A 20,591-nucleotide genomic window follows, 5' to 3' on the forward strand; every position below is an offset into this window, starting at 1 on the left:
ACGCCGGCCAGGGTTGAACGGGAAGCCGCCTGCGGGCGGCTTTTTGTTTGTGGTGGTTTGCGCAGGCACTTGGGTTCCCGCCTGCGCGGGAACGACGTGCTAAAGCTGCGGGCGAGAGCATCCCTCTGCCACTCCCCTCAAAACCGTCGTTCCCGCGCAGGCGGGAACCCCAGTCCTTTGAGCAGCCACAAACGCCTCCCATGACCGCCCGCGCAAACTGGCCGGATGGACAAACCCTCCTACGTCTACATGCTGGCCAGCCACCCCTACGGCACGCTATACATCGGCGTCACGTCCGACCTGATAAAACGTATCTGGCAACACAAGGAAGCCGCGACCGCCAGCTTCACAAAGAAGTACGACGTCAAACACCTCGTCTGGTACGAAATCCACACCGACATCATCTGCGCCATCACCCGCGAAAAACAACTCAAACGCTGGAACCGCGACTGGAAGATCAACCTGATCCAGTCACTCAACCCATCCTGGCGCGATCTCTTTCACGAGATCTGCGGCTAGCTGCTCCCTCGTTCACAAGAGTCCCAGCGCCTGCAACGCCGCCTTCCCCAGCGGCACCCGCTTGGCGCCAACCGTATCGTCGGTGATGTCGGCATTGAGCGCAAACGCATATACCTTGCCACCCTTCTCGACCCAGCCCACCCACCAGCCGATCTGGTTCTTGCGATCATCCGGCATATACCATCCAGTCTTCGCGTAAAGATTCGGGTTATCTTCCTGCCGCACGATCTCGCGCACCGTCGCCATCGCCGGCGCCGGAAACGGCAGCTTGCCTTGCGCAAGACGGCCCAAGAAGCGAGTCTGCTCGACCGCACTGATCTTCAACGGCCCCTCGAGCCAGAAGGCATCGATGACCGACCCCGCATCCATATTGCCGTAATCGAGCTGGCGCAGGCCTTCCCGCATGCGTGGCATGCCGATGCGGCGCGCGAGTTCCTTGTACACCGGGACATTCGATATCCTGATCGCCTCGCGCAGCGGCATGTCCCTGGCCCATTGCGGCAGGTAGGTCGGCCCGCCGCCATACGGCAGCACTTCGTCGACGCTGGAGACGGCGCCGGTGGCCAGGCCGATCAGCGAATTGGGGATCTTGTAGGTCGACGCAGGGACATAGCGGATGCTGGCGCGCTGGCGGTCGTGGCCCGTGAATTCACCAATGGCGACATCCTGCACGACGAAGGTGCCGGTGACGCCGGCCTTGTCGAACAGTTCAGTGATCTTCGCATTGTCGCGCCAGACGATCGCCGGGGTCTTCGCTTCCGCCGCCAGCGTTTTCTGCATCCGCGCGCGGCCCTTGTCGGCGTAGGCGCGGCAGGCGGTCTTGTCGACGAAGGCCGCGTTGCCGAGCGTGGCGCGCTGCGCGTGGCGCTTCCACAGGTCGCTCCCCTCCGGGTGGGCCGAGACCAGCACGTCGCAAGGCAGCGCCGCGACCTTCGCGATCGAGCGCTCCACGTCGCCGCGCGCGTTGGGATAGGCCGGGTCACCACTGTAGCGGAAAGCCCCGGCGGCGATGGCGTTCAGGCTGTCGGCGTACACCATGTTCACGCGCCTGCCGCCATCGCGCGAGATCCAGGTCCAGGTCGAGCCGCCCTGGGTGTGGCCGGGCGTCGCGTGCAGGGTAACTGCCAGCGGGCCAACCTTGACCGTTTCGCCGTCGCGCACGATGCCGACCTTGGCCACCGGCGTCATGTCGTGTTCGAGCAGGCCGGCATATTGCGGATCGCCGCGGCTGGCCTTGCCGGAGCGCAGGACCGGCGCCGCAGCTGCAGTCGCCTTGACCTCGGCGCCGGACAGCCGCTGCAGCTCGGCGATCCCGCCCGCGTGGTCGAAGTGCTCGTGCGAATTGAGGATGATGCGGATGTCCTCGACCTTGAAACCGAGCTTGCGGACGCTGGCCGCGATCTGGCTTGCCGCCTCGGGGATGGCGCCATCGATCAGGATGTGCCCCTGCTTCGAGGCGATCAGCACCGCGCTGAGGCCGCGCGTGCCGACGTAATAGCTGTCGCTGGACAGGGCGAAGGGTTCCTGCGGCGTGTTCCAGTCGCTGGCGGATGCGGAAGGCATGCACGCGACGAGTCCAGCCGCGGCCAATGCCAGGCTTGTGATCTTCATGAAGGGTTCCTCAAATAAGGTTTAGAGCGCGTCCAGCCTTGACGGCAGTTCGCGCAGGAAGGCTTCTTTCAATAGCGGGCCGGCCGCGCGCTCCGGGTGCTGCCGGTCGAGGGTCAGGCGCGTGAACACGATCGTGCGGCCGTCCTTGCTGGCCCAGCCGACGAACCAGCCGTAGGAACGCGGCGGCTCTGTCGTGCCGGCCGGCTGCTCCAGCACGGCGGTGCCGGTCTTGGCATACACGTCCCAGCCATTCGGCAGCGTGGGCAGGCGCAGCAGGGTCGCCGTCGTGTCATAGGCCTGCGCAGTCAAGCCCAGCTCCCGGTTGACGACCTTGCGCAGGAAGGCCGCCTGCTCCTGTGCCGAGATCTGCAGCGAGGAACCGATCCAGGCATCGGTGACGCCGCCCGACAGGTCCCGGTTGCCGTAGTCGAAACGCTGCAGATACGATTGCAGGCCGTCGACACCGAGGCGCGAGGTCACCTGCTGCGCATACCACACGGTCGAGTTGCGGATCCAGCTGATCGGGTCGGTGGTGGTGCGCCAGGCCGGCAGCCAGTCGATATAGCCCTTCTTGAACGGCAGCGCCGGCGTGTGGGCGTCGACCAGGATGCCGGCGTCATAGCCCATCAGGCTGACGACGATATTGAACGTGGAGGCCGGCGTGGCGCGCACGCCGCAATCGCCCTGCTCCACCAGGCGCGCGCCACTCGCGGCGTCGAGCATGAGGGTGCAATCGAGCGTCTTCGGATGGCTGCTCCAGGCCAGCGCGGGCTGCAGCGCCAGGTTGCCGGCGAAGGCTAGCGCCAGGATCGCAAGTCCGGCGCCGCGTGCCAGTGCGGCGTGGCGCGCCGCGCCCGGGGCGCGGATCAGTTCGACCCGGGCCGCCAGCGTATCGGGACTGACACCGCCGAATGCCAAGGCCCCGTTCACCCCATGATGCTGCATGCGCAGCTGCGCGACCAGCGCGGCGGCATAGGCACGGCGTTCACGCGGCGGCCGGCCGCGCAACACGTCGCGGTCGCAGCCGAGTTCCTGCGCCCAGCTGAGCTTTTCGCGCAGCAGGCGCATGGCGGGATTGAACCAGCACAGGGCCTGCAGCATGGCGCCCACCGTCAGCCACCACAGGTCGCCGCGACGCCAGTGCGTCAGTTCGTGGGCCACGATCAGCTCGCGCTGCAGCGGATCGATGTCGCGCAAGGATAGCGGCAGCAGCAGGCGCGGCTTGAACGGGCCGACCAGCATGGGCGGGATCGGGGCGTCGACTTCGACGATGCCCGGCCCGCTTGCAGCTGGCTGGCGCGCGCCGCCTCGCATCAACCGGGTCAGCGTCCGCTGGCCGCGCCAGAGCCGGCCCAGCATCCATGCCAGGCCCAGCGTGTAGACCAGCACCCAGGCCCAGGCAAGCCAGGCCAGCGGCGAACGCCCATCCACGGCGACCGCCAGCATGCCGGCGACGGTCTCGGGGGGCCTGTCGACAACGGGCAGGTTCGCCGCCGCCGCGCTCACGTCGACTTCGAACACCGGTAGCATATTCGCCTGCAGCGCAGGAGGCATCAGCAGCAGCAAGAAGGTGGCCGCGATCGCGGCCTGGCCCAGCAGCCAGGTCGAGCGCTGCATGCCCAGCGCCGGCAGCGCGCGCCGCGCCAGCCGGGTCGCGCCCCATACCGCCAGACCCGCCGCCAGGCAGCCGGCGCTGGCGAACAGGAAGCGGATGGCGAGCTGGTCGAGCGTGCTCATGGCGCATCGCCCTTGTCGTCGGGCCAGTCGTTGAGGAGTTGCTCCAGGCGGGCCAGCTCCGCATCGTCGACCAGCTTGCTGCCGGTGAACATATTGACCGGCAGCGGCGTATCGATTTCCATCACGCGCCGGCCGAAATCGTGGGCGAAGGCGGCCAGGGTGTCGACCTTGTCGCTCACCGCCTCGTACACCTGCACGCCATGGCGAACTTCCTGGCGCACCATGTTTTTCTCGAGCATGCGCTCGAGCGTCTTGCGGGTCGACGAATACGACCAGGCCAGTTCCTCGACCACGGTGTCATGGATTTCGCGGGCGCTCAGCGGCTGCCGGCGCCACAGGGCTTTCAGCAGGCTCAGTTCGGTGATCGAGGGGACGGCCATGAACAACACTCCAGATTGCGACGGTAGCCACAATCATGCGACAAGTGTCGTAAGGCTGTCAACTAGTTACGCAAGTCATCCACCGGCTCGCTACCAAATCCCGGCGCCAGCAGGTAATCGACCAGCTTCCTGGCGCATGCCTCGGGCGAATCCAGCGCGCCACCCTCCTTCAGCGCGACGAACCGTTCGCGCATCGGGAAATCGGCATCCGGCGTGGCCCGGATCGCGGCCTGCATATCGGTGTCGATCACGCCCGGCGCCAGGCTGCAGGCGCGCACGCCCACATCACCGTCGAGCAGGACCGCGCGCGCATGCTGGTCGAGCGCCGCCTTGGTCGCGCAATACACGGCCCAGCCGGGATAGGCATTGCGCGCCGCGCCGCTCGAGACGTGCAGGATGCGGCGCTGGGCCTTTGGCGCGGCCCGCACGAAGGCGGCGGCCAGCGCCAGCGGGGCGCCCACATTGAGCGCAACGGCGCGCAGCACCTCGGCAGGATCCTGCGCGGCCAGCGGACCGACCGGCGTGACGACGCCGGCATTGTTCACCAGGAGCGCATTGCCTGCATCCTGCAGAAAATCGCGCAGCGCATCGCCCGCGAGCCAGGCTTGCAGGGCGGCCGGATCGGCCATGTCAAGCTCGATCTGTTCGATGCCGGCCAGTGGTGAGCGTCCGCGCGCCAGGCCCAGCACGGCGATGCCGCGCGCCTGCAGTTCGGCCGCGACCGCGGCGCCGAGGCCGCGCGTGTGGCCGGTGACAATTGCCTTCTTCATGTGCGAGTCCTTAGATGAAAACCGGTTCGGGTTCAAGCGCCACGCCATAGCGGGCCGCCACGTCGGACTGGATGGCCTGGGCCAGGCGCACCACATCGGTCCCGATCGCGCCGCCCAGATTGACCAGGACCAGCGCCTGCTTGTGATAGACACCGGCCGGGCCGATGTTCTTTCCCTTCCAGCCGCACTGGTCGATCAGCCAGCCCGCCGCCAGCTTCTCGCTGCCGTCCGGCTGGGCATGGTGGACGAGGTTCGGATACATCTCCAGCAGGCGCCGGCATTCCTCGCCCGAGACCACCGGGTTCTTGAAGAAACTGCCGGCATTGCCGATCTCGAGTGGATCGGGCAGCTTGCGGCGTCGGATCGCTTCGACGATGGCGCCGATCTCGCGCGGCGTCGGTGACGCCAGCCCCGCTTCCTGCACCGCGCCCGCCAGTTCGGCATAGCGCAGGTTCGGCTGCCAGGCGGCCGGCAGGGCGAAGGTGACGTCCAGCACGATCAGATCGCGGCCAATGGCGTGCTTGAAGATGCTGTCGCGGTAGCCGAAGCGGCAGGCGGCGGCGTCCAGGGTGAGGATCTGGCCGCTGGCCATGTCGAAGGCCGTCAGGCTGTGAAACACATCCTTGGTTTCGACGCCATACGCCCCCACGTTCTGGATGGGCGCGGCGCCGACCGTGCCGGGGATCAGGGACAGGTTTTCCAGCCCGCCCAGCCCCTGCGCCAGGGTAAAGCCGACGAAGGCGTGCCAGTTCTCGCCGGCCTGGGCGCGCACCAGGATCTTGTCGCCCTGCTCGCCCAGGATCTCCCGTCCCTGGCCGGCCATGTGCAGCACCAGGCCCTCGAAGTCCTGGGTGAACAGCAGGTTGCTGCCGCCGCCCAGCACCAGGCGCGGCAGATTCGCGAGAGAAGGGTCGGCGCGCAGCGCCGTCAATTGCTCGGCGCCCGTGACGCGCAGGTATTGACGGGCGGTGACGGGGATGCGGAAGGTATTCAGCCCGGCGAGCGGCTGGTCGTGGACGATGGGCAGGTCTGGATGCATGACGTATTGGATAAAAAATGTCGTTTCATTATAGTGGTTCAGGCATTCCCTACTTTCCAGCCTGGCAAAACGGTCGCGATTCGGGCCGTTGTCCGCTAAAATAGAGGGATTAATCTAAACGCTTTATAGAATAAGGACACTCCATGCCATCGTTTGATGTGGTCTGCGAAGCAGACATGGTCGAAGTCAAGAACGCGGTCGAGCAATCGAACAAGGAAATCACGACCCGCTTCGACTTCAAGGGCAGCTCGGCCAATGTCGAACAAAAAGAGCGCGAACTGACGCTGCTGGCCGATTCCGATTTCCAGCTCAGCCAGGTCAAGGACGTGCTCATCAACAAAATGTCGAAGCGCAAGGTCGACGTACGCTTCCTCGACGAAGGCAAGGTCGAGAAGATCGGCGGCGACAAGGTCAAGCAGGTGATCAAGGTGCGCAACGGCATCGAGACCGAAGATGCGAAAAAGATCACCAAACTGATCAAGGAAAGCAAAATGAAGGTGCAAGCCAGCATCCAGGGCGAGTCGGTGCGCGTTACTGGTGCTAAGCGCGACGACCTGCAGACGGCGATGGCGATGCTGCGCAAGGACGTGCAAGAGCTGCCGCTGGCCTTCAATAATTTCCGCGACTGATTTTTTAGAACTGAGTCGCATGTGGCCGGCATGACCGGCTTGAGAGCAAGGCACGCGTGGACAGGTTCCGCGGCGCCTTGCCCCGCTTGGAGTAGAATGGCGCCTTGAAATTCATGCGTTTTCGTGACGCTGTGCGCCGCCGCAACCCCGGGCAGATTAGGTAGTCTAAGGATAGCAATGAAACGTGTTGATGATTTCCGCCTACGTATGGGCAACAAGGAATATGTGCCCATCATGATTGGCGGAATGGGTGTGGACATTTCGACGTCCGAGCTGGCCCTCGAAGCGGCCCGCCTCGGTGGTATCGGTCATATCTCCGACGCCATGTCGCAGGACGTGTCCGACCGCAAGTTCGACACCACCTTCGTTAAAGACAAGACGAAGACCTACAAGTTCAACATCAACAATATGAACAAGGCGGTGGTCCAGTTCGACCTGGATCACCTGGCCGAGGCGACCCGTCGCCACGTCGGTTCGACCATGGAAGCGAAGAAAGGCGATGGCCTTATCTACGTCAATTGCATGGAAAAGCTGACCATGAACGCGCCGAAGGAAACCCTGCGCGTGCGCCTGGGTGCGGCACTGGACGCCGGTATCGACGGCATCACCCTGTCGGCCGGCCTGCACCTGGGTTCGTTTGAGCTGATCAAGGATCACCCACGCTTCCGCGACGCCCACCTGGGCATCATCGTGTCCTCGGTGCGCGCGCTGCAATTGTTCCTCAAGAAGGTGTCGCGCCTGGACCGCAAGCCGGACTTCGTCATCGTCGAAGGCCCGCTGGCCGGCGGCCACCTGGGCTTCGGCCTTGATGACTGGAAGCAGTATGACCTGCACACCATCATGGACGAAATCCACGCCTTCATGCAGGCCGAGCAGCTGGGCATCCCGGTGATCGCAGCCGGCGGCGTGTTTACGGGTTCGGACGCGGCCGGCTTCATGGAAAAAGGCGCCGCCGGCGTGCAGGTGGCGACCCGCTTCACCGTCACCAACGAGTGCGGCCTGCCGGACAGCGTCAAGCAGGAATACTTCCGCGCCAGCGAAGAAGACATCGAAGTCAACGGCGTGTCGCCGACCGGCTATCCGATGCGCATGCTCAAGAATACCCCGGCGATCGGCTCCGGCATCCGTCCGGGCTGCGAATCCTACGGCTACCTGCTGGACGCCACCGGCAACTGCGCCTACATCAACTCGTACAACCGCGAGGTGCAGGCCCATCCCGACCAGAAGAAAGTGGTCGTGATGGACAAGACCTGCCTGTGCACGCACATGCGCAACTTCAATTGCTGGACCTGCGGCCACTACACCTACCGCCTGAAGGACACTACCCACCTGCTGGCGGACGGCAACTACCAGATCCTGAGCGCGGAGCACGTGTTCAAGGATTACCAGTTCAGCGTCAACAACGAGATCGCGTTGCCGGCAAAGCAGGAAGTCGCAGCGGCCTGAGCGCCGCCAAGTCGCGTCGTTTCTGCCACTAGCAAAAGACGTCGTCCCCGCGCAGGCGGGGACCCAAGTTATTCAGCACAGCCACTCATGCACATTCATGTGGTGACGCTTGCAGACTTGGGTCCCCGCCTCCGCGGGGACGACTTTTTTACGCTAGCGGGAGACATCGCCTGCTAGCGGATCACTCCTTCAGCGAGATTACTCCTTCAGCGCCGCAGCCAGCGCCGCGATCTTCGCCGCATCGCCACCCACCGCCTTCACCAGGCGCTTGCCGTAGTCGGCATCGGCCTTCCAGAAGTGCGACAGCATGGTGTCGCGGCTGTCCACGTTCTGCACACGCTTCAGGTCGCCCGACAGGTTGGCGATCAGGTCGTCACGGTCCTGGGCACTCAGCGAGCGGTAGAACTCGCCGGCCTGGCGGAAGTTCAGCGTTTTCGCGATGCGCTGCTGCTGGGTCGTGCCGGTCAGCGGCAGATTGCTCGAGCGGGCATTCGGGTCTTCGACCAGCGGCGCCAGGCGGCTCGGCTGGTAGTTCACGCTGCCCTTGCGCCCATCGATATTGCCCTGGCCATCTTGCTGATGATTACGCACCGGGACCAGCGGCTTGTTGATCGGCAGCGACTGGAAGTTGGCGCCCAGGCGGTGGTGCTGGGTGTCGATGTACGAGAACAGGCGGCCCTGCAGCATGCGGTCTTCCGACGCCTCGATGCCCGGCACCAGGTTGCCCGGCGCCAGCGCGACTTGCTCGGTCGCCTCAAAGAAGTTGTCAGGCACGCGGTCCAGGGTCATGGTGCCGGACCTTGCGCTCCGGGATGCCGGGCCAAATCTTGGTCGCATCCAGCGGGTCGAAGTCGAACTTGTCCAGTTCTTGCGGCTTGAGCACCTGCACGGTCAGGTCCCAGCGTGGGAACTTGCCGGCCTTGATCGATTCGTACAGGTCGACCGTGGCGTGGGCCGTGCTCTTGCCCTGAATCAGTGGGATTTCTTGCGGACGCAGGTTGCGCTCGCCCTGGCGCGATTTCCAGGCGAACTTGGCGTACACATACTCACCCTTGGCATTGACCAGCTTGAGCGCGTGCACGCTGCTGCCGTCCATCTGGCGGTAGTTGGCCGGCGTGCCGTAGTTCGAATACACACGGGTCAGCATGGCGGTCGCTTCCGGCACGTGCGAGAAGAAATCGAACACGCGCTCGGGTTCCTGCACATTGGTGACCGGGTCCGGCTTCAGCGCGTGGATCATGTCCGGGAACTTGATCGCGTCGCGGATGAAGAAGATCGGCAGGTTGTTGCCGACCAGGTCCCAGTTGCCTTCCTGGGTATAGAACTTGGTGGCGAAGCCGCGCGGGTCGCGCACGGTTTCCGCGCCCGAACGGCTCGGGATCACGGTCGAGAAGCGCACGAAGACCGGGGTCACGGTATCGCGCTTGAACATCTTTGCGCGGGTCAGGTCCGACAGGTCATCGGTGACGACGAAGCTGCCGTGGGCGCCGGTGCCGGTCGCGTGCACCACGCGTTCCGGGATGCGCTCACGGTCGAAGCGCTGCAGCTTCTGGATCAGGTGCACGTCCTGCAGCAGGGTCGGGCCGCCAGGGCCGGCGGTCTGGCTGTTCTGGTTGTCGCCGACCGGGGCGCCATTGTCCTTGGTCAGGGTCTGGGCATAAGCGCCCTGGGCCAGCGCCATGGCCCCGGCGGTCAGCGTCAGTGCGCACAAGGCCAGACGGCCGGGAGAAGGTAAAGCAAAACTCATAGTCAAAACCTATTTAAGTTCAAGCAGAGATAGCCATCTTATAGATGAGTATGTCATTTATGAAATCAATTATCTTTATTGAAACGATAGGTATTTAACTAATGCGTTATTTGCGGTTATCTCAATTTAAGTGCGTCGCCCTTCTAATGACCCGTCATTTGTTCATGATTCCCGGCCAATGTGCGCGCTCGCACCGAGAGTCGGCGGAGGTGGCGGCTACGGTAGACCCTCCATCTGCAGGGAGAGCCCGATGAGCCAGCAAGAAAAACCCGTCCGCATCGAAGCCGCCACCATGCCCGCCGGCGGCTGGGGGTCGGTCGACGACGTCAAGAAAGCCCTGAGCGGCCAGCACGTGGTGCTGAAGGACACGCGCCTGCTGCTCAAGCAGAACAAGGCCGACGGCTATGCCTGCGTCAGCTGCGCCTGGGCCAAGCCGGCCGACCCGCATCCTTTCGAATTCTGCTCCAGCGGCGCCAAGGCCACCGCCTGGGAAACCACGAGCCGTGCGATCGGCCCCGACTTCTTCGACCGCCACACGCTCACCGAACTGGAAAGCTGGAGCGACCACGCACTGGAAGACCATGGCCGCCTTACGGTGCCGCTGCGCTATGACGCCGCCAGCGACAAGTACCGCCCGGTCGATTGGGACGTGGCGTTCGCCGAGATCGGCGCCCGGCTGCGCGCCTGCGAGCGCAAGCAGGTGGTGTTCTATGCCTCCGGCCGCGCCTCGCTGGAAACCTCGTATATGTACCAGCTGCTGGCGCGCATGTACGGCAATAACAATCTGCCGGACAGCTCGAATATGTGCCACGAAAGCACCTCGGTCGGCCTGCAAAAGACCATCGGGGTCGGCGTCGGCACCGTGGGGCTCAATGACTTCAAGCACACCGACTGCATCCTGTTCTTCGGCCAGAACGTGGGCGTGAACAGCCCGCGCATGCTGCACCAGCTGCAGGAAGTGCGGGAGCGCGACGTGCCGATCGTCACCTTCAATCCGCTGCGCGAGCGCGGCCTGGTGAGCTTTACCAATCCGCAATCGCCGGTCGAGATGCTGACCGGGCACGAGACCGTGATCAGCACCCAGTACCACCAGATCAGGCCGGGCGGCGACACGGCCGCCATCATGGGCATGTGCAAGGTCGTCTTCGCGCTGGACGACGTCGCCAGGGAAAGCGGCGCACAGCGCGTGATCGACGTCGGCTTCGTCCAGGAGCACACCCACGGCTTCGAGCAATTCGAGCGCGCCGTGCGCGCCTGCGGCTGGGAGGCGATCGAGCGCGAATCGGGCCTGCCGCGCGCCGCGCTGGAACAGGCGGCCGAAGTTTATTGCCAGGCCGGCGCCGCGATGGGTGTCTACGGCATGGGCATGACCCAGCATCGCAACGGCGTGCAGAACGTGACCATGCTGGTCAACCTGCTGCTCTTGCGCGGCAATATCGGCAAGCCCGGGGCCGGCATCTGCCCGGTGCGCGGCCATTCGAACGTGCAGGGCCAGCGCACGGTCGGCATCACCGAAAAGCCCGAACTCGCCCCGCTCGACAAGCTCAAGGAGCAGTACGGCTTCGAGCCGCCGCGCGACGAAGGGTTGACCACGGTCGACGCCTGCGCAGCGATCCTGAAGCACGAGCTGCAAGCCTTCATAGGCCTGGGCGGCAACTTCTTGCGCGCCGTGCCGGAGACGCGCCTGATGGAAGCGGCCTGGCGCGAACTTCCGCTGACGGTGCAGGTCGCGACCAAGCTCAACCGCAATCACGTCATCCACGGCAAGGCCGCCTACCTGCTGCCCTGCCTGGGACGGATCGAGATCGACCGCCAGCGCACGGGCGAGCAGGCGGTGACGGTCGAAGACAGCACCTCGTGCATGCACGGTTCGCGCGGCATGGCCGAGCCGGCCGCCCCTACCCTGCTGTCCGAACCGGCCATCGTGGCCGGCATCGCCAAGGCCACGCTCGATCCGAACCCGCGCGTCGACTGGGATGCCTGGGTGGCGGACTATGGCGCCATCCGCGACGCCATGGGCGTCACCTTCCCCGAGATCTTCCACGACTTCAACGAGCGCATGTGGACGCCGGGCGGTTTCCGCAAGCCGCTCGGCGCCGCCGAACGGATCTGGAAGACCGAGAGCGGCAAGGCCGAATTCACGGCGCCGGACGAACTGCCCGGCAACCCGGACATGGACGGCGGCCCCGAAGTGCTGCGCCTGTTCACGATCCGCAGCGATGGCCAGTTCAACACCACGATCTATAGTCACGACGACCGCTTCCGCGGCGTGCACGGCAGCCGCATGGTGCTGTTCATGGGTCAAGCCGATATGGCGCGCTACGGCCTGGACAAGGGCGACGTCGTGACGCTGCGCACCAAAGCCGACGACGGCATCGAGCGCCGCGTCGACGGCCTGCAGATCGTGCCCTACGACGTGCCGGCGGGCTGCATCGCCGGTTACTACCCGGAGTGCAATCCCCTGATTCCGCTGTGGCACCACGCCAAGGAAAGCAAGGTGCCGGCGGCGAAGTCGATCGACGTGCTGCTCGAACGCAGTGCCGCCGTGGCCGCGCCATGAACGCGCGCGCGCCTTTCGGCGAGGTCGGCGACGAGACGTTCGCGCTCGCCAGCAGCGTGCCGGCGTCAAGCTGGCACGATGGCCTGATCGACAACGGCAGCGAGCTGCTGGCCGAGGAAGTGCCGGTGGCCCTGGTCTACAACGGCATCAGCCACGCCGTGATGCTGGCGTCGCCGCAAGACCTGGAAGACTTCGCCGTCGGCTTCTCGCTGTCCGAACGCATCGTCCGCGCGGCGCAAGACGTGCGCGAAGTCGAGGTGGAAGCCGGCCCGAACGGCATCGCGCTGGCCATCGGCATCGCGCCCGGCGCCATGGCGCGCCTGAAGGCGACGCGGCGCGCACGCCTGGGCCAGACCGGTTGCGGCCTGTGCGGCATCGACAGCCTGGCCTGGTTCGAGCGCGAGATGGCCCAGAACGACCCGCGCGACGGCGACGTCTGCGAGACCGATGGCCTGTTCGCGCCGCATGCGCTGCAGCGCGCCATGGCGGCCATGGCCGGCCAGCAGCGCCTGCACCAGGCCACCGGCGCCATGCATGCGGCGGGCTGGGCCGATCGAGACGGCCACTTGCTGCTGGTGCGCGAAGACGTGGGCCGCCACAATGCGCTGGATAAACTGGTCGGGGCGCTGGCGCGCGCCGGCATCGACGCCGGCGACGGCTTCGCGCTCGTCACCAGCCGCGCCAGCTTCGAGATGGTGCAGAAGGCGGCGCGCGCCGGCATTGGCTTGCTGGCCGCCATCTCGGCCCCGACGGCGATGGCGGTACGGCTGGCGGACCGCGCCGGGCTGACCCTGGCCGGTTTCGTGCGCGCAGGCCGTCACGTGGTCTATACCCATCCGCGCCGCCTGCGGCCTGATGCTGTTGCGCACGGTACGTAACGCTTGCCAAGTGAATTCGGAACAGGTGTAAGCTGGCTTCACACAGGCACGAGCTGCTGCAGCACGTGCATGGAAGCGAGAAAGGCGGCCCGCCATGTCAGCGTTCGACCCCTCCGAGCAGGTCAGCTTCCTGGCCGATGAGGCTGGTACGATCATTACCTGGAATCCCCAGTGCGCCACACTATTCGGTCTTCCCGCCGCGGACGCCCTCGGCCGGGAAGCCGCCCAGTTGCTGGGTTCGCCGCCATGGCCGGCCCTGCGCGAGGATGGCGCGGCCCGGGTCGACTTGCCGGCGCCTGCGCCGCGTATGGCCATCGTCGCACTGGCCGCCCAGCTCGATGCGAGCGGCGCCGCGCGCGGCTACAGCGTCACCGTCATCCCGGTCTCCGGCGCGCCGTCCGAAAGCGAACGCCTCGGCGCCACCGCGCTCAAGGACGTGGTCGACCTGTTGCCCGGCACCTTCTACATCCTGAACCCCGAGGGCCGCATCCTGATGTGGAACCATAACCTCGAGCGCGTTTGTGAAATGATGCCCGAGGAACTCGCGACAGCCAATGCTTTCGAGATGCTCGACGCGCGCGACCGGGTCGAATTCGCCGACAAGGTCCATCGCATGTTCGAGGACAATACCGAACTCGAGATGGAAGTCGACTACGTCGCGCGCAGCGGCCGCGAAACCCCCGTCCTGCTGCGGGGCGCCCGCATCGACTGCACCGGTGGCCAGTACCTGTTCGGCATGGGCATCGACATCTCCAGGCGCCGCGCGCACGAGCGCCAGCTGAACCTGTACAAGCGCGCCCTGAACGCCGCCAGCAACGGCGTGATCATCGCCCATAACGGCGGCGCCGACCATCCGATCGAATACGTCAACCCGGCCTTCGAACGCATCACCGGCTACGGGGCCGACGAGGTCATCGGCCGCGACTCGCGCTTCATGGCAGCGCCCGGGATGGACGCGGACGAGCGCAGCCGCATGCGCCAGGCGCTGCACGCGCAGCGCTCGGTGCACGTGGTGATGCGCAATCTGCGCAAGAACGGCGAAGTGTTCTGGAACGACCTGCACATCACGCCGGTACACGACGACAATGGCCAGGTATCGCACTTCGTCGGTATCCTGGTCGACGTCACTGCCAGCAAGCAGCGCGCCGACCGCCTGGAGCACGAGGTCAACCACGACAGCCTGACGGGCCTGGCCAACCGCACCCTGATGTGGGACCGGCTCGACCACGCGGTGCACCTGGCCCAGCGCCATCAGACGCTGGTGGCGGCGGTGCTGATCGACCTCGACAACTTCAAGGCCATCAACGACACCTTCGGCCACGACGCCGGCGATGCGGTACTGAAGGTGGTCGCGCGACGCCTGCAGGCGACCGTGCGCGACAGCGACACGGCGGCGCGCATGTCGGGCGACGAGTTCGTGATGGTGCTTGTCGACCAGCCCAGCCTGCGCTTCACGCTGCGCATGGTCGAGCGCGTGCGCCGCGCGCTGACCATGCCGGTGGCCTTCCGCGGCAGCGAAATCCCGGTCGGCGCCAGCCTGGGCGTGGCCGCCTTCCCGCACGACGGCCACACCCCGGCCGACCTGGTGCGGGCGGCCGACATGGCCATGTACCGGGCCAAGAACTCTGGCGGCGGCGTGCATTTCTATTCCAGCGAGATGCGCCTGGCCAGCGAGGCGCGCGCAAGCCTGGCCGGCAGCATGAAGAGCGCGCTCGACGACGACGAACTGTTCCTGCTGTTCCAGCCGCGCATGGACGCGCGCAGCGGCAAGGTGCGCGGCTTCGAGGCGCTGCTGCGCTGGCGCCATCCGGTCAACGGGGTGATGCTGCCGGCGGCCTTCCTGGCCGAGGCCGAGGAAAGTGGACAGATCGTCGAGATCGGCAACCGGGTGCTGGACCAGGCCTGCGCCTTCGCGCGCGACCTGCGCCATGCCGGCTATACGGCGCTGCCGGTGGCGGTCAACGTCTCGCACCGCGAGTACAGCCGGCCCACCTTCATCGCAGGCATCGCCGAGCGCATGTCACGCTACGGCCTGCCGCCCGGCACCATCGAGATCGAGATCCCAGAGGCCGACCTGATCAGGAATCCAGGACTGGGACGCGACCTGGCGGCCCAGTTGCGCGACGTCGGCGCCATGCTGTCGATCGACCAGTTCGGGCGCGGCATCTCCGACCTGAACTTCCTGCAGCAGCTGTCGGTGCGCCAGGTCAAGCTGTCGAAGGCGGCGGTGCACAATATCGCCGACCACGGTCGCGGCGGGTCTTTGGCCAAGGCCCTGATCGACATCGGCCGCAACCTCGACATCACGGTGGTCGGCGAAGCGGTCGAGACCGAGGCCCAGGTGGAGTTCCTGCGCAACCACGGCTGCGACCAGATGCAGGGCCAATGGTTCTCCGAACCGCTGTCGGCCGACGCGGCGCGGCATTTGCTGGCGCAGCGGCAGCATACTGCTTAGCCGTCATTCCCGCGTAGGCGGGAATCCAAGGCCGATGCGCAGCCGTGAACAGATACTTATGCGGTGACGCCAGAAGACTTGGATTCCCGCCTGCGCGGGAATGACGTGTCAACTAGCCTTCGCTGGTAATGCGCTTGACCAGCGCTCCAAGCACGTCCTCGGCCAATTCGTTGTCCACCTGGCAGGTGCCGGCATTCTCGTGCCCGCCCCCGCCGTATTCCAGCATCAGCGCGCCGATATTCGTCTTCGAGGTCCGGTTGAGAATCGACTTGCCGGTGGCGAACACGGTGTTTTGCTGCTTGACGCCCCACAGCACGTGGATCGAGATATTAGTCTCGGGGAACAGGGCATAGATGATGAAGCGGTTGCCGGCATAGATGACGGGCTCTTCGCGCAGGTCGAGCACCACCAGGTTGCCTTCGACCTTGGCGCAGCGCCGGATCTGTTCCTTGCAGCGCTCGCTGTGCTCGCGATACAGCGTGCTGCGCTCGACGACGTCCGGCAGCGCCATCAGTTGTTCGACGTCCTGGGTGGCGCAATGGCCGATCAGGTCCATCATGAGCTGGTAGTTCGAGATGCGGAAATCGTGGAAGCGCCCGAGACCGGTGCGCGCATCCATCAGGAAGTTCAGCAGGTCCCAGCCTTGCGGATCGAGCACCTCGTCGCGTGTAAACCGCGCCGAATCGCCCTTGTCGACCGCCGCCATCATCGTGCTCCAGGTGGCCGGGAAGGTGCGCGCGCCGCCGTAGTGGTCGTACACCACGCGCGCCGCCGACGGCGCTTCGGGGTGGATGATGTGGTTTTCGCGGCGGCCGGTATTGCGGATGGTTTCCGACAGGTGGTGGTCGAACACCAGGTGGGCGCCGGCGACGTAAGGCAGATTGGTCGTGATGTCGCGCGCGGTGATCACGATCTCGCCGTCCTGCATGTCCTTGGGATGGACGAACAGGATGTCGTCGATCAGTTCGAGATGCCTGAGCAGCACGGCGCACACGAGACCGTCGAAGTCGCTGCGGGTCACGAGGCGGAATTTGTGGGGAATAGCGGACATCGGCACACCCTTTCGTCATCGGTTGTGATTGGTCCCGGCATGGCCCGGCCATCGGAGAAGATCATCATACCTTGCAATGTTTCTAATTAATAGCTGTTGAGTTCGATCATTTCCAGCGCATGAGTACCGTCCATTCCCCGAATCCTGCAGGCTGTCGCAGGGGACTGGCCCTGACGCGTCCGGCGCGTTAAAGTTGCATCATTCCAACGCTCCATCCGCGACGATCGATGATGGCGTACATACAAGATTGACGACCATGCAAGCACGCAGTTCGACACAACAGTATTTGACGGGCATCCTGTCCCGGCTCTACCGGGCCTTCGACGCGGTGGCGACCTGGGTCACCCAGCTATCGTGGTGGAAGTTCCTGCTATTCGCCTGCCTGACCCTGACCGCCGCCGGCATCCTGCAAGAAGAATTGTTCAACGGCCCGGCCCAGGAAGAGATCGCCCGCGCCGAGCGCGATGCCGGGCGGCGCAGCGAAGCCAGCATCCTGATCGACGAGAGCGGCATCCGCTTCAATCCGCGTACACGTGCGCGCGGCGGCGCGGCCGAGCCGGCGGAACCTGCCGAACCGGTTCCGCCAGCCGATCCGGATGCACCAGAGGCGCCCCATCCGCCGCTGCCGCCCAAGCCGCCCGCCATCGGCGGTAGCGGCATCAATATCCACCCGGGCGACGATTCGGTCCACATCGAGCTGCCGCCCCAGATTGGCGAAGAATTGTCCAACGCCATCGAAGCGGCGGTCGAGGATGCCGCCGAGCAGAAGGTGTCGCGCTACCACAAGCAGGCCTCGACCTGGTTCATGAACTTCGTGCTGCTGCTCCTGCTCGCCCTGTTCGGCACCAAGGCCCTGGTGGGCGGCAAGAAGCGCGCCGATGCTGAGGCCCAGGTCGCCAACGCCGCCGCCGAGCGCGAAGCCATGCAGCGCCAGTTGTCGGAAACCAAGATGCAGATGATGCAGGCCCAGGTCGAACCGCACTTCCTGTTCAACACGCTGGCCTCGGTCGAGCACCTGATCCGGGTCGATCCGCCGCGCGCCTCGGCCATGCAGCGCAGCCTGATCCAGTACCTGCGGGCGGTGCTGCCGCAGATGCGCGACAACGCGGTGCTTACCGGCCTCGGGCGCGAAGTGGACATGGTCAGCGCCTATCTCGCCCTGCTCAAGATGCGGATGGAAGAACGCCTCACGGTCGACTTGCAGATCCCGGACGGCCTGCGCAGCGCGGCCTTCCCGCCGATGATGCTGCAGTCGATGGTCGAGAACGCGATCAAGCACGGCCTGGAATGCAAGCCCGAAGGCGGCACCCTCAGGATCGTGGCCGAGGTGGCCGACAGCAAGCTGCGCGTGACCGTGACCGACGACGGCGTGGGCTTCGGCGTGGTGCCGAGTGACGGCACCGGCCTGGGCCTGCAGACGATCCGCGACCGCCTCAAGCTGCTGCACGGCGACAGCGCCCGCCTGCACATCGGCGCCAACAGCCCGAGCGGCGTGATCGCGACGATCGAAGTGCCTTATCAGCTGTCGAAACAGGCTTGAGGCCGAGAGCTGGCGGCCCGGCTTGCCTGGCGCCCGGTTTCATTGAATAATCATTGCATAATAAACCTGAGAAGAGACTCACCATGCCTACCGCGATTATTGCCGATGACGAAAGACTGATGCGCGACCAGCTGCGCATGCGCCTGCAGGAAGCCTGGCCCGAATTGCAGATCGTCGGCGAAGCGAAGAATGGCGAAGAAGCCGTACAGCTGGTCGCCGAGCTGAATCCCGACCTCACCTTCCTCGATATCCGCATGCCGGGCAAGACCGGCATGGAAGCGGCGCGCGAGATCGGCGACGGTAGCCAGATCGTGTTCGTCACCGCCTACGACCAATACGCGGTGGAAGCCTTCGAGCGCGGCGCGATCGACTACGTGCTCAAGCCGACCGAGCCGGACCGCCTGAAGATCACGGTCGACCGCCTCAAGGAGCGCCTGGACAAGCCGCAGGTCGCCGGCAGCGTCAACGACAGCGTGTCGGCCATGCTGAGCCAGCTGGCCGAGAAGATCGCCGCGCCGAAGCAGAAACACCTGCAATGGATCCAGGCCAGCATCGGCCAGGACTTGCGCATGATCCCGGTGGAGGAGATCCTGTTCTTCCGTTCCGACGAGAAATACACGGCCGTGCAGACGGCCGGCTTCGAAGCCCTGATCCGCAAGCCAGTGCGCGACCTGGCCGATGAGCTCGATCCCTCGCTGTTCTGGCAGATCCACCGCGCGACCCTGGTCAACGTGAATGCGATCGAGGGCGTCACGCGCGACATCCGCGGCCGTCACCTCGTGCTGGTCAAGGGCCGCCCGGAAAAGCTCGAGGTCAGCCGCAGCTTCCTGCACCTGTTCAAGCAGATGTGAAGCCGGCGCCGGCGCGTTCCAGCGCCGGCGCCTTGTCTGGTCTCAACGCCCGCATGTCTCCATGCGCGTAATGTAGAGGACCCGGTCCGCGTCCGCGGCCTTCCTCCTCTATCCCGCATGAGATCTCAGCGCAGGGCACGCAGTCGCCGCTCCGGTCCGGCCGTGCTGGTGGCCGGCTTTCTGGGCGGCTATTGCGCTGGCAACATGGCCGCAGCCCTGAGCCGGGCCCGCAGTCCGCAGCGCAAGGGGCGCGGCGTCGACAGCCGCCGCATCGTCCACAGCGCCAGCGACGCCATCCTGTCGGTCGACGAGGACGCCACCATCCTGCTGGCCAACCCGGCCGCGGCGCAGATGTTCAATTCCAGCGTCAGCGCCATGCAGGGCAACCGCCTGTCGCGCTTCATCCAGCCGCCCTCGCCGGAAGCGCACACCCCCTTCGACTTTTTCCCGGCCGGCGGCGGCCGCGCGGGACGGCGCGCCACCGACTACGCCGTCACCGGCATCCGCGCCGGCGGCCAGCTGTTTCCCGTCGAGGGATCGATCTCGAGCGTCGAGCACGAGGGCCGCCTCGTGTTTACGGTGATCTTGCGCGACGTCTCCGAGCGCCACCTGGTGCAGCAAAAGCTGGCGCGTTCGCACGACCAGCTGCGCCAGCTGTCCTCGGCCCTGCAAAGCATCCGCGAAGAAGAACGCACCCATATCGCGCGCGAGCTGCACGACGACCTCGGTCAGTTGCTGGCCTCGCTGCGTATGGACCTGACTTTGCTGACCCGGGTCGATCAACTGCCGGACGATAGCGTGCGCCTGATCGCCGGCATGGAAACCAACCTGCTCACCGCCATCACCTCGCTGCGCCGGATCGCCACCAACCTGCGCCCGCGCGCCCTCGACGAGGGCGGCCTGTATTTCGCGCTGCAGGGCTTGCGCGACGAATTCGTCGAGCGCCACGGCATTGGCTGCACCCTGCTGGCCGACGAGGCCGAGCTACGCCTGGACGACGCTGCCAGCACGGCGGTGTTTCGCATCGTACAAGAGGCGCTGACCAATATCGCGCGCCATGCCGGGGCGCAGAACGTCCTGCTCAATCTGTATCGCACCAACGGCGAGCTGCTGGTGACGATCCAGGATGACGGCCGCGGCATCCGCGCCGAAGACATGGAAAAAGCCCAGTCGCTGGGCCTGGTCGGCATGCGCGAGCGGGTCTGGGCCATGCACGGCGACATCACCATCGCCGGCGACGAACCGCCCGGCACCCGCATCGACATCGTGCTGCCGCTGAGCGGACATGTCGTCTAAAGTTTTCTACGGAGGCCGAAAGTAAAGAATATTATTCGGGCTATTGCGTAAAAACAACATAGTCAGGATGTCATGAACTCGA

At 65.5% G+C, this 20,591-nt stretch carries 15 protein-coding genes and 2 pseudogenes; 9 read left to right on the top strand and 8 right to left on the bottom strand.

The window, feature by feature from the left end; genetic code table 11:
- Positions 1 to 225: 225 nt before the first annotated feature.
- Entirely contained in the window at positions 226 to 519 is a 294-nt protein-coding gene (locus SOM28_RS19755; protein ID WP_320469168.1) for a GIY-YIG nuclease family protein, read from the top strand.
- Positions 520 to 531: 12 nt separating this feature from the next.
- Here the strand turns inward: SOM28_RS19755 and blaOXA are convergent, their stop codons facing one another.
- The 6 genes and pseudogenes from blaOXA to murB form a co-directional block, all read right to left on the bottom strand.
- On the bottom strand, positions 532 to 1,299 hold the full coding sequence (blaOXA, locus tag SOM28_RS26325; protein ID WP_414675186.1) for a class D beta-lactamase: 768 nt from the start codon (positions 1,297 to 1,299) through the stop codon (positions 532 to 534).
- A pseudogene (gene bla / locus SOM28_RS26330) lies at positions 1,288 to 2,130 on the bottom strand (subclass B3 metallo-beta-lactamase); the annotation flags it as partial. The pseudogene bla and the gene blaOXA, both read right to left, overlap by 12 nt.
- Positions 2,131 to 2,151: 21 nt before the next feature.
- Positions 2,152 to 3,867, bottom strand: a complete 1,716-nt coding sequence (locus SOM28_RS19765; protein WP_320469170.1) for a penicillin-binding transpeptidase domain-containing protein — start codon at positions 3,865 to 3,867, stop codon at positions 2,152 to 2,154.
- Positions 3,864 to 4,247 (bottom strand): BlaI/MecI/CopY family transcriptional regulator, encoded by a 384-nt coding sequence (locus tag SOM28_RS19770; protein WP_320469171.1) that lies wholly within the window; start codon positions 4,245 to 4,247, stop codon positions 3,864 to 3,866. The genes SOM28_RS19765 and SOM28_RS19770 overlap by 4 nt, the downstream gene beginning before the upstream one ends.
- A gap of 62 nt (positions 4,248 to 4,309) precedes the next feature.
- Positions 4,310 to 5,017, bottom strand: coding sequence for an SDR family oxidoreductase (locus tag SOM28_RS19775; RefSeq protein ID WP_320469172.1), 708 nt, complete (start codon positions 5,015 to 5,017; stop codon positions 4,310 to 4,312).
- 10 nt (positions 5,018 to 5,027) lie between these two features.
- Complete coding sequence (gene murB, locus SOM28_RS19780) at positions 5,028 to 6,056, bottom strand: UDP-N-acetylmuramate dehydrogenase (protein ID WP_320469173.1); 1,029 nt, start codon at positions 6,054 to 6,056, stop codon at positions 5,028 to 5,030.
- Positions 6,057 to 6,199: 143 nt separating this feature from the next.
- Between murB and SOM28_RS19785 the strand changes: the two genes are divergently transcribed.
- Both SOM28_RS19785 and SOM28_RS19790 read left to right on the top strand, forming a co-directional pair.
- Entirely contained in the window at positions 6,200 to 6,685 is a 486-nt protein-coding gene (locus tag SOM28_RS19785; RefSeq protein ID WP_123070872.1) for a YajQ family cyclic di-GMP-binding protein, read from the top strand.
- Positions 6,686 to 6,862: 177 nt separating this feature from the next.
- Positions 6,863 to 8,131, top strand: a complete 1,269-nt coding sequence (locus SOM28_RS19790; protein WP_123070871.1) for a nitronate monooxygenase — start codon at positions 6,863 to 6,865, stop codon at positions 8,129 to 8,131.
- Between the two features lie 198 nt (positions 8,132 to 8,329).
- On the opposite strand, the pseudogene SOM28_RS19795 reads toward SOM28_RS19790, so the two are convergent.
- Positions 8,330 to 9,878, bottom strand: a pseudogene (locus tag SOM28_RS19795) (catalase).
- A 250-nt stretch (positions 9,879 to 10,128) separates the two neighbouring features.
- Between SOM28_RS19795 and SOM28_RS19800 the strand changes: the two are divergent.
- The 3 genes from SOM28_RS19800 (at position 10,129) to SOM28_RS19810 (ending at position 15,771) form a co-directional block, all read left to right on the top strand.
- Positions 10,129 to 12,438, top strand: a complete 2,310-nt coding sequence (locus tag SOM28_RS19800) for an FdhF/YdeP family oxidoreductase (RefSeq protein WP_320469174.1) — start codon at positions 10,129 to 10,131, stop codon at positions 12,436 to 12,438.
- Positions 12,435 to 13,316: a formate dehydrogenase accessory sulfurtransferase FdhD gene (fdhD, locus tag SOM28_RS19805; RefSeq protein ID WP_320469175.1), complete on the top strand. Its 882-nt coding sequence runs from the start codon at positions 12,435 to 12,437 to the stop codon at positions 13,314 to 13,316. The genes SOM28_RS19800 and fdhD overlap by 4 nt, the downstream gene beginning before the upstream one ends.
- Before the next feature lie 94 nt (positions 13,317 to 13,410).
- Complete coding sequence (locus SOM28_RS19810; RefSeq protein WP_320469176.1) at positions 13,411 to 15,771, top strand: sensor domain-containing protein; 2,361 nt, start codon at positions 13,411 to 13,413, stop codon at positions 15,769 to 15,771.
- 112 nt (positions 15,772 to 15,883) lie between these two features.
- On the opposite strand, the gene SOM28_RS19815 is transcribed toward SOM28_RS19810, so the two are convergent.
- Complete coding sequence (locus SOM28_RS19815) at positions 15,884 to 16,822, bottom strand: exopolyphosphatase (protein ID WP_320469177.1); 939 nt, start codon at positions 16,820 to 16,822, stop codon at positions 15,884 to 15,886.
- A 256-nt stretch (positions 16,823 to 17,078) separates the two neighbouring features.
- On the opposite strand from SOM28_RS19815, the gene SOM28_RS19820 reads away from it, so the two are divergent.
- The 3 genes from SOM28_RS19820 to SOM28_RS19830 all read left to right on the top strand — a co-directional run bounded on the left by SOM28_RS19820 (position 17,079) and on the right by SOM28_RS19830 (position 20,509).
- Positions 17,079 to 18,362: a sensor histidine kinase gene (locus SOM28_RS19820; RefSeq protein ID WP_320469178.1), complete on the top strand. Its 1,284-nt coding sequence runs from the start codon at positions 17,079 to 17,081 to the stop codon at positions 18,360 to 18,362.
- An 83-nt stretch (positions 18,363 to 18,445) separates the two neighbouring features.
- Positions 18,446 to 19,213: a LytR/AlgR family response regulator transcription factor gene (locus SOM28_RS19825; protein WP_147934680.1), complete on the top strand. Its 768-nt coding sequence runs from the start codon at positions 18,446 to 18,448 to the stop codon at positions 19,211 to 19,213.
- Between the two features lie 117 nt (positions 19,214 to 19,330).
- Positions 19,331 to 20,509, top strand: coding sequence for a PAS domain-containing sensor histidine kinase (locus tag SOM28_RS19830; protein ID WP_320469179.1), 1,179 nt, complete (start codon positions 19,331 to 19,333; stop codon positions 20,507 to 20,509).
- Positions 20,510 to 20,591 lie beyond the last annotated feature (82 nt).

This window comes from Massilia sp. CFBP9026 (assembly GCF_034045165.1).
GTDB lineage: Bacteria > Pseudomonadota > Gammaproteobacteria > Burkholderiales > Burkholderiaceae_D > Telluria > Telluria arenae.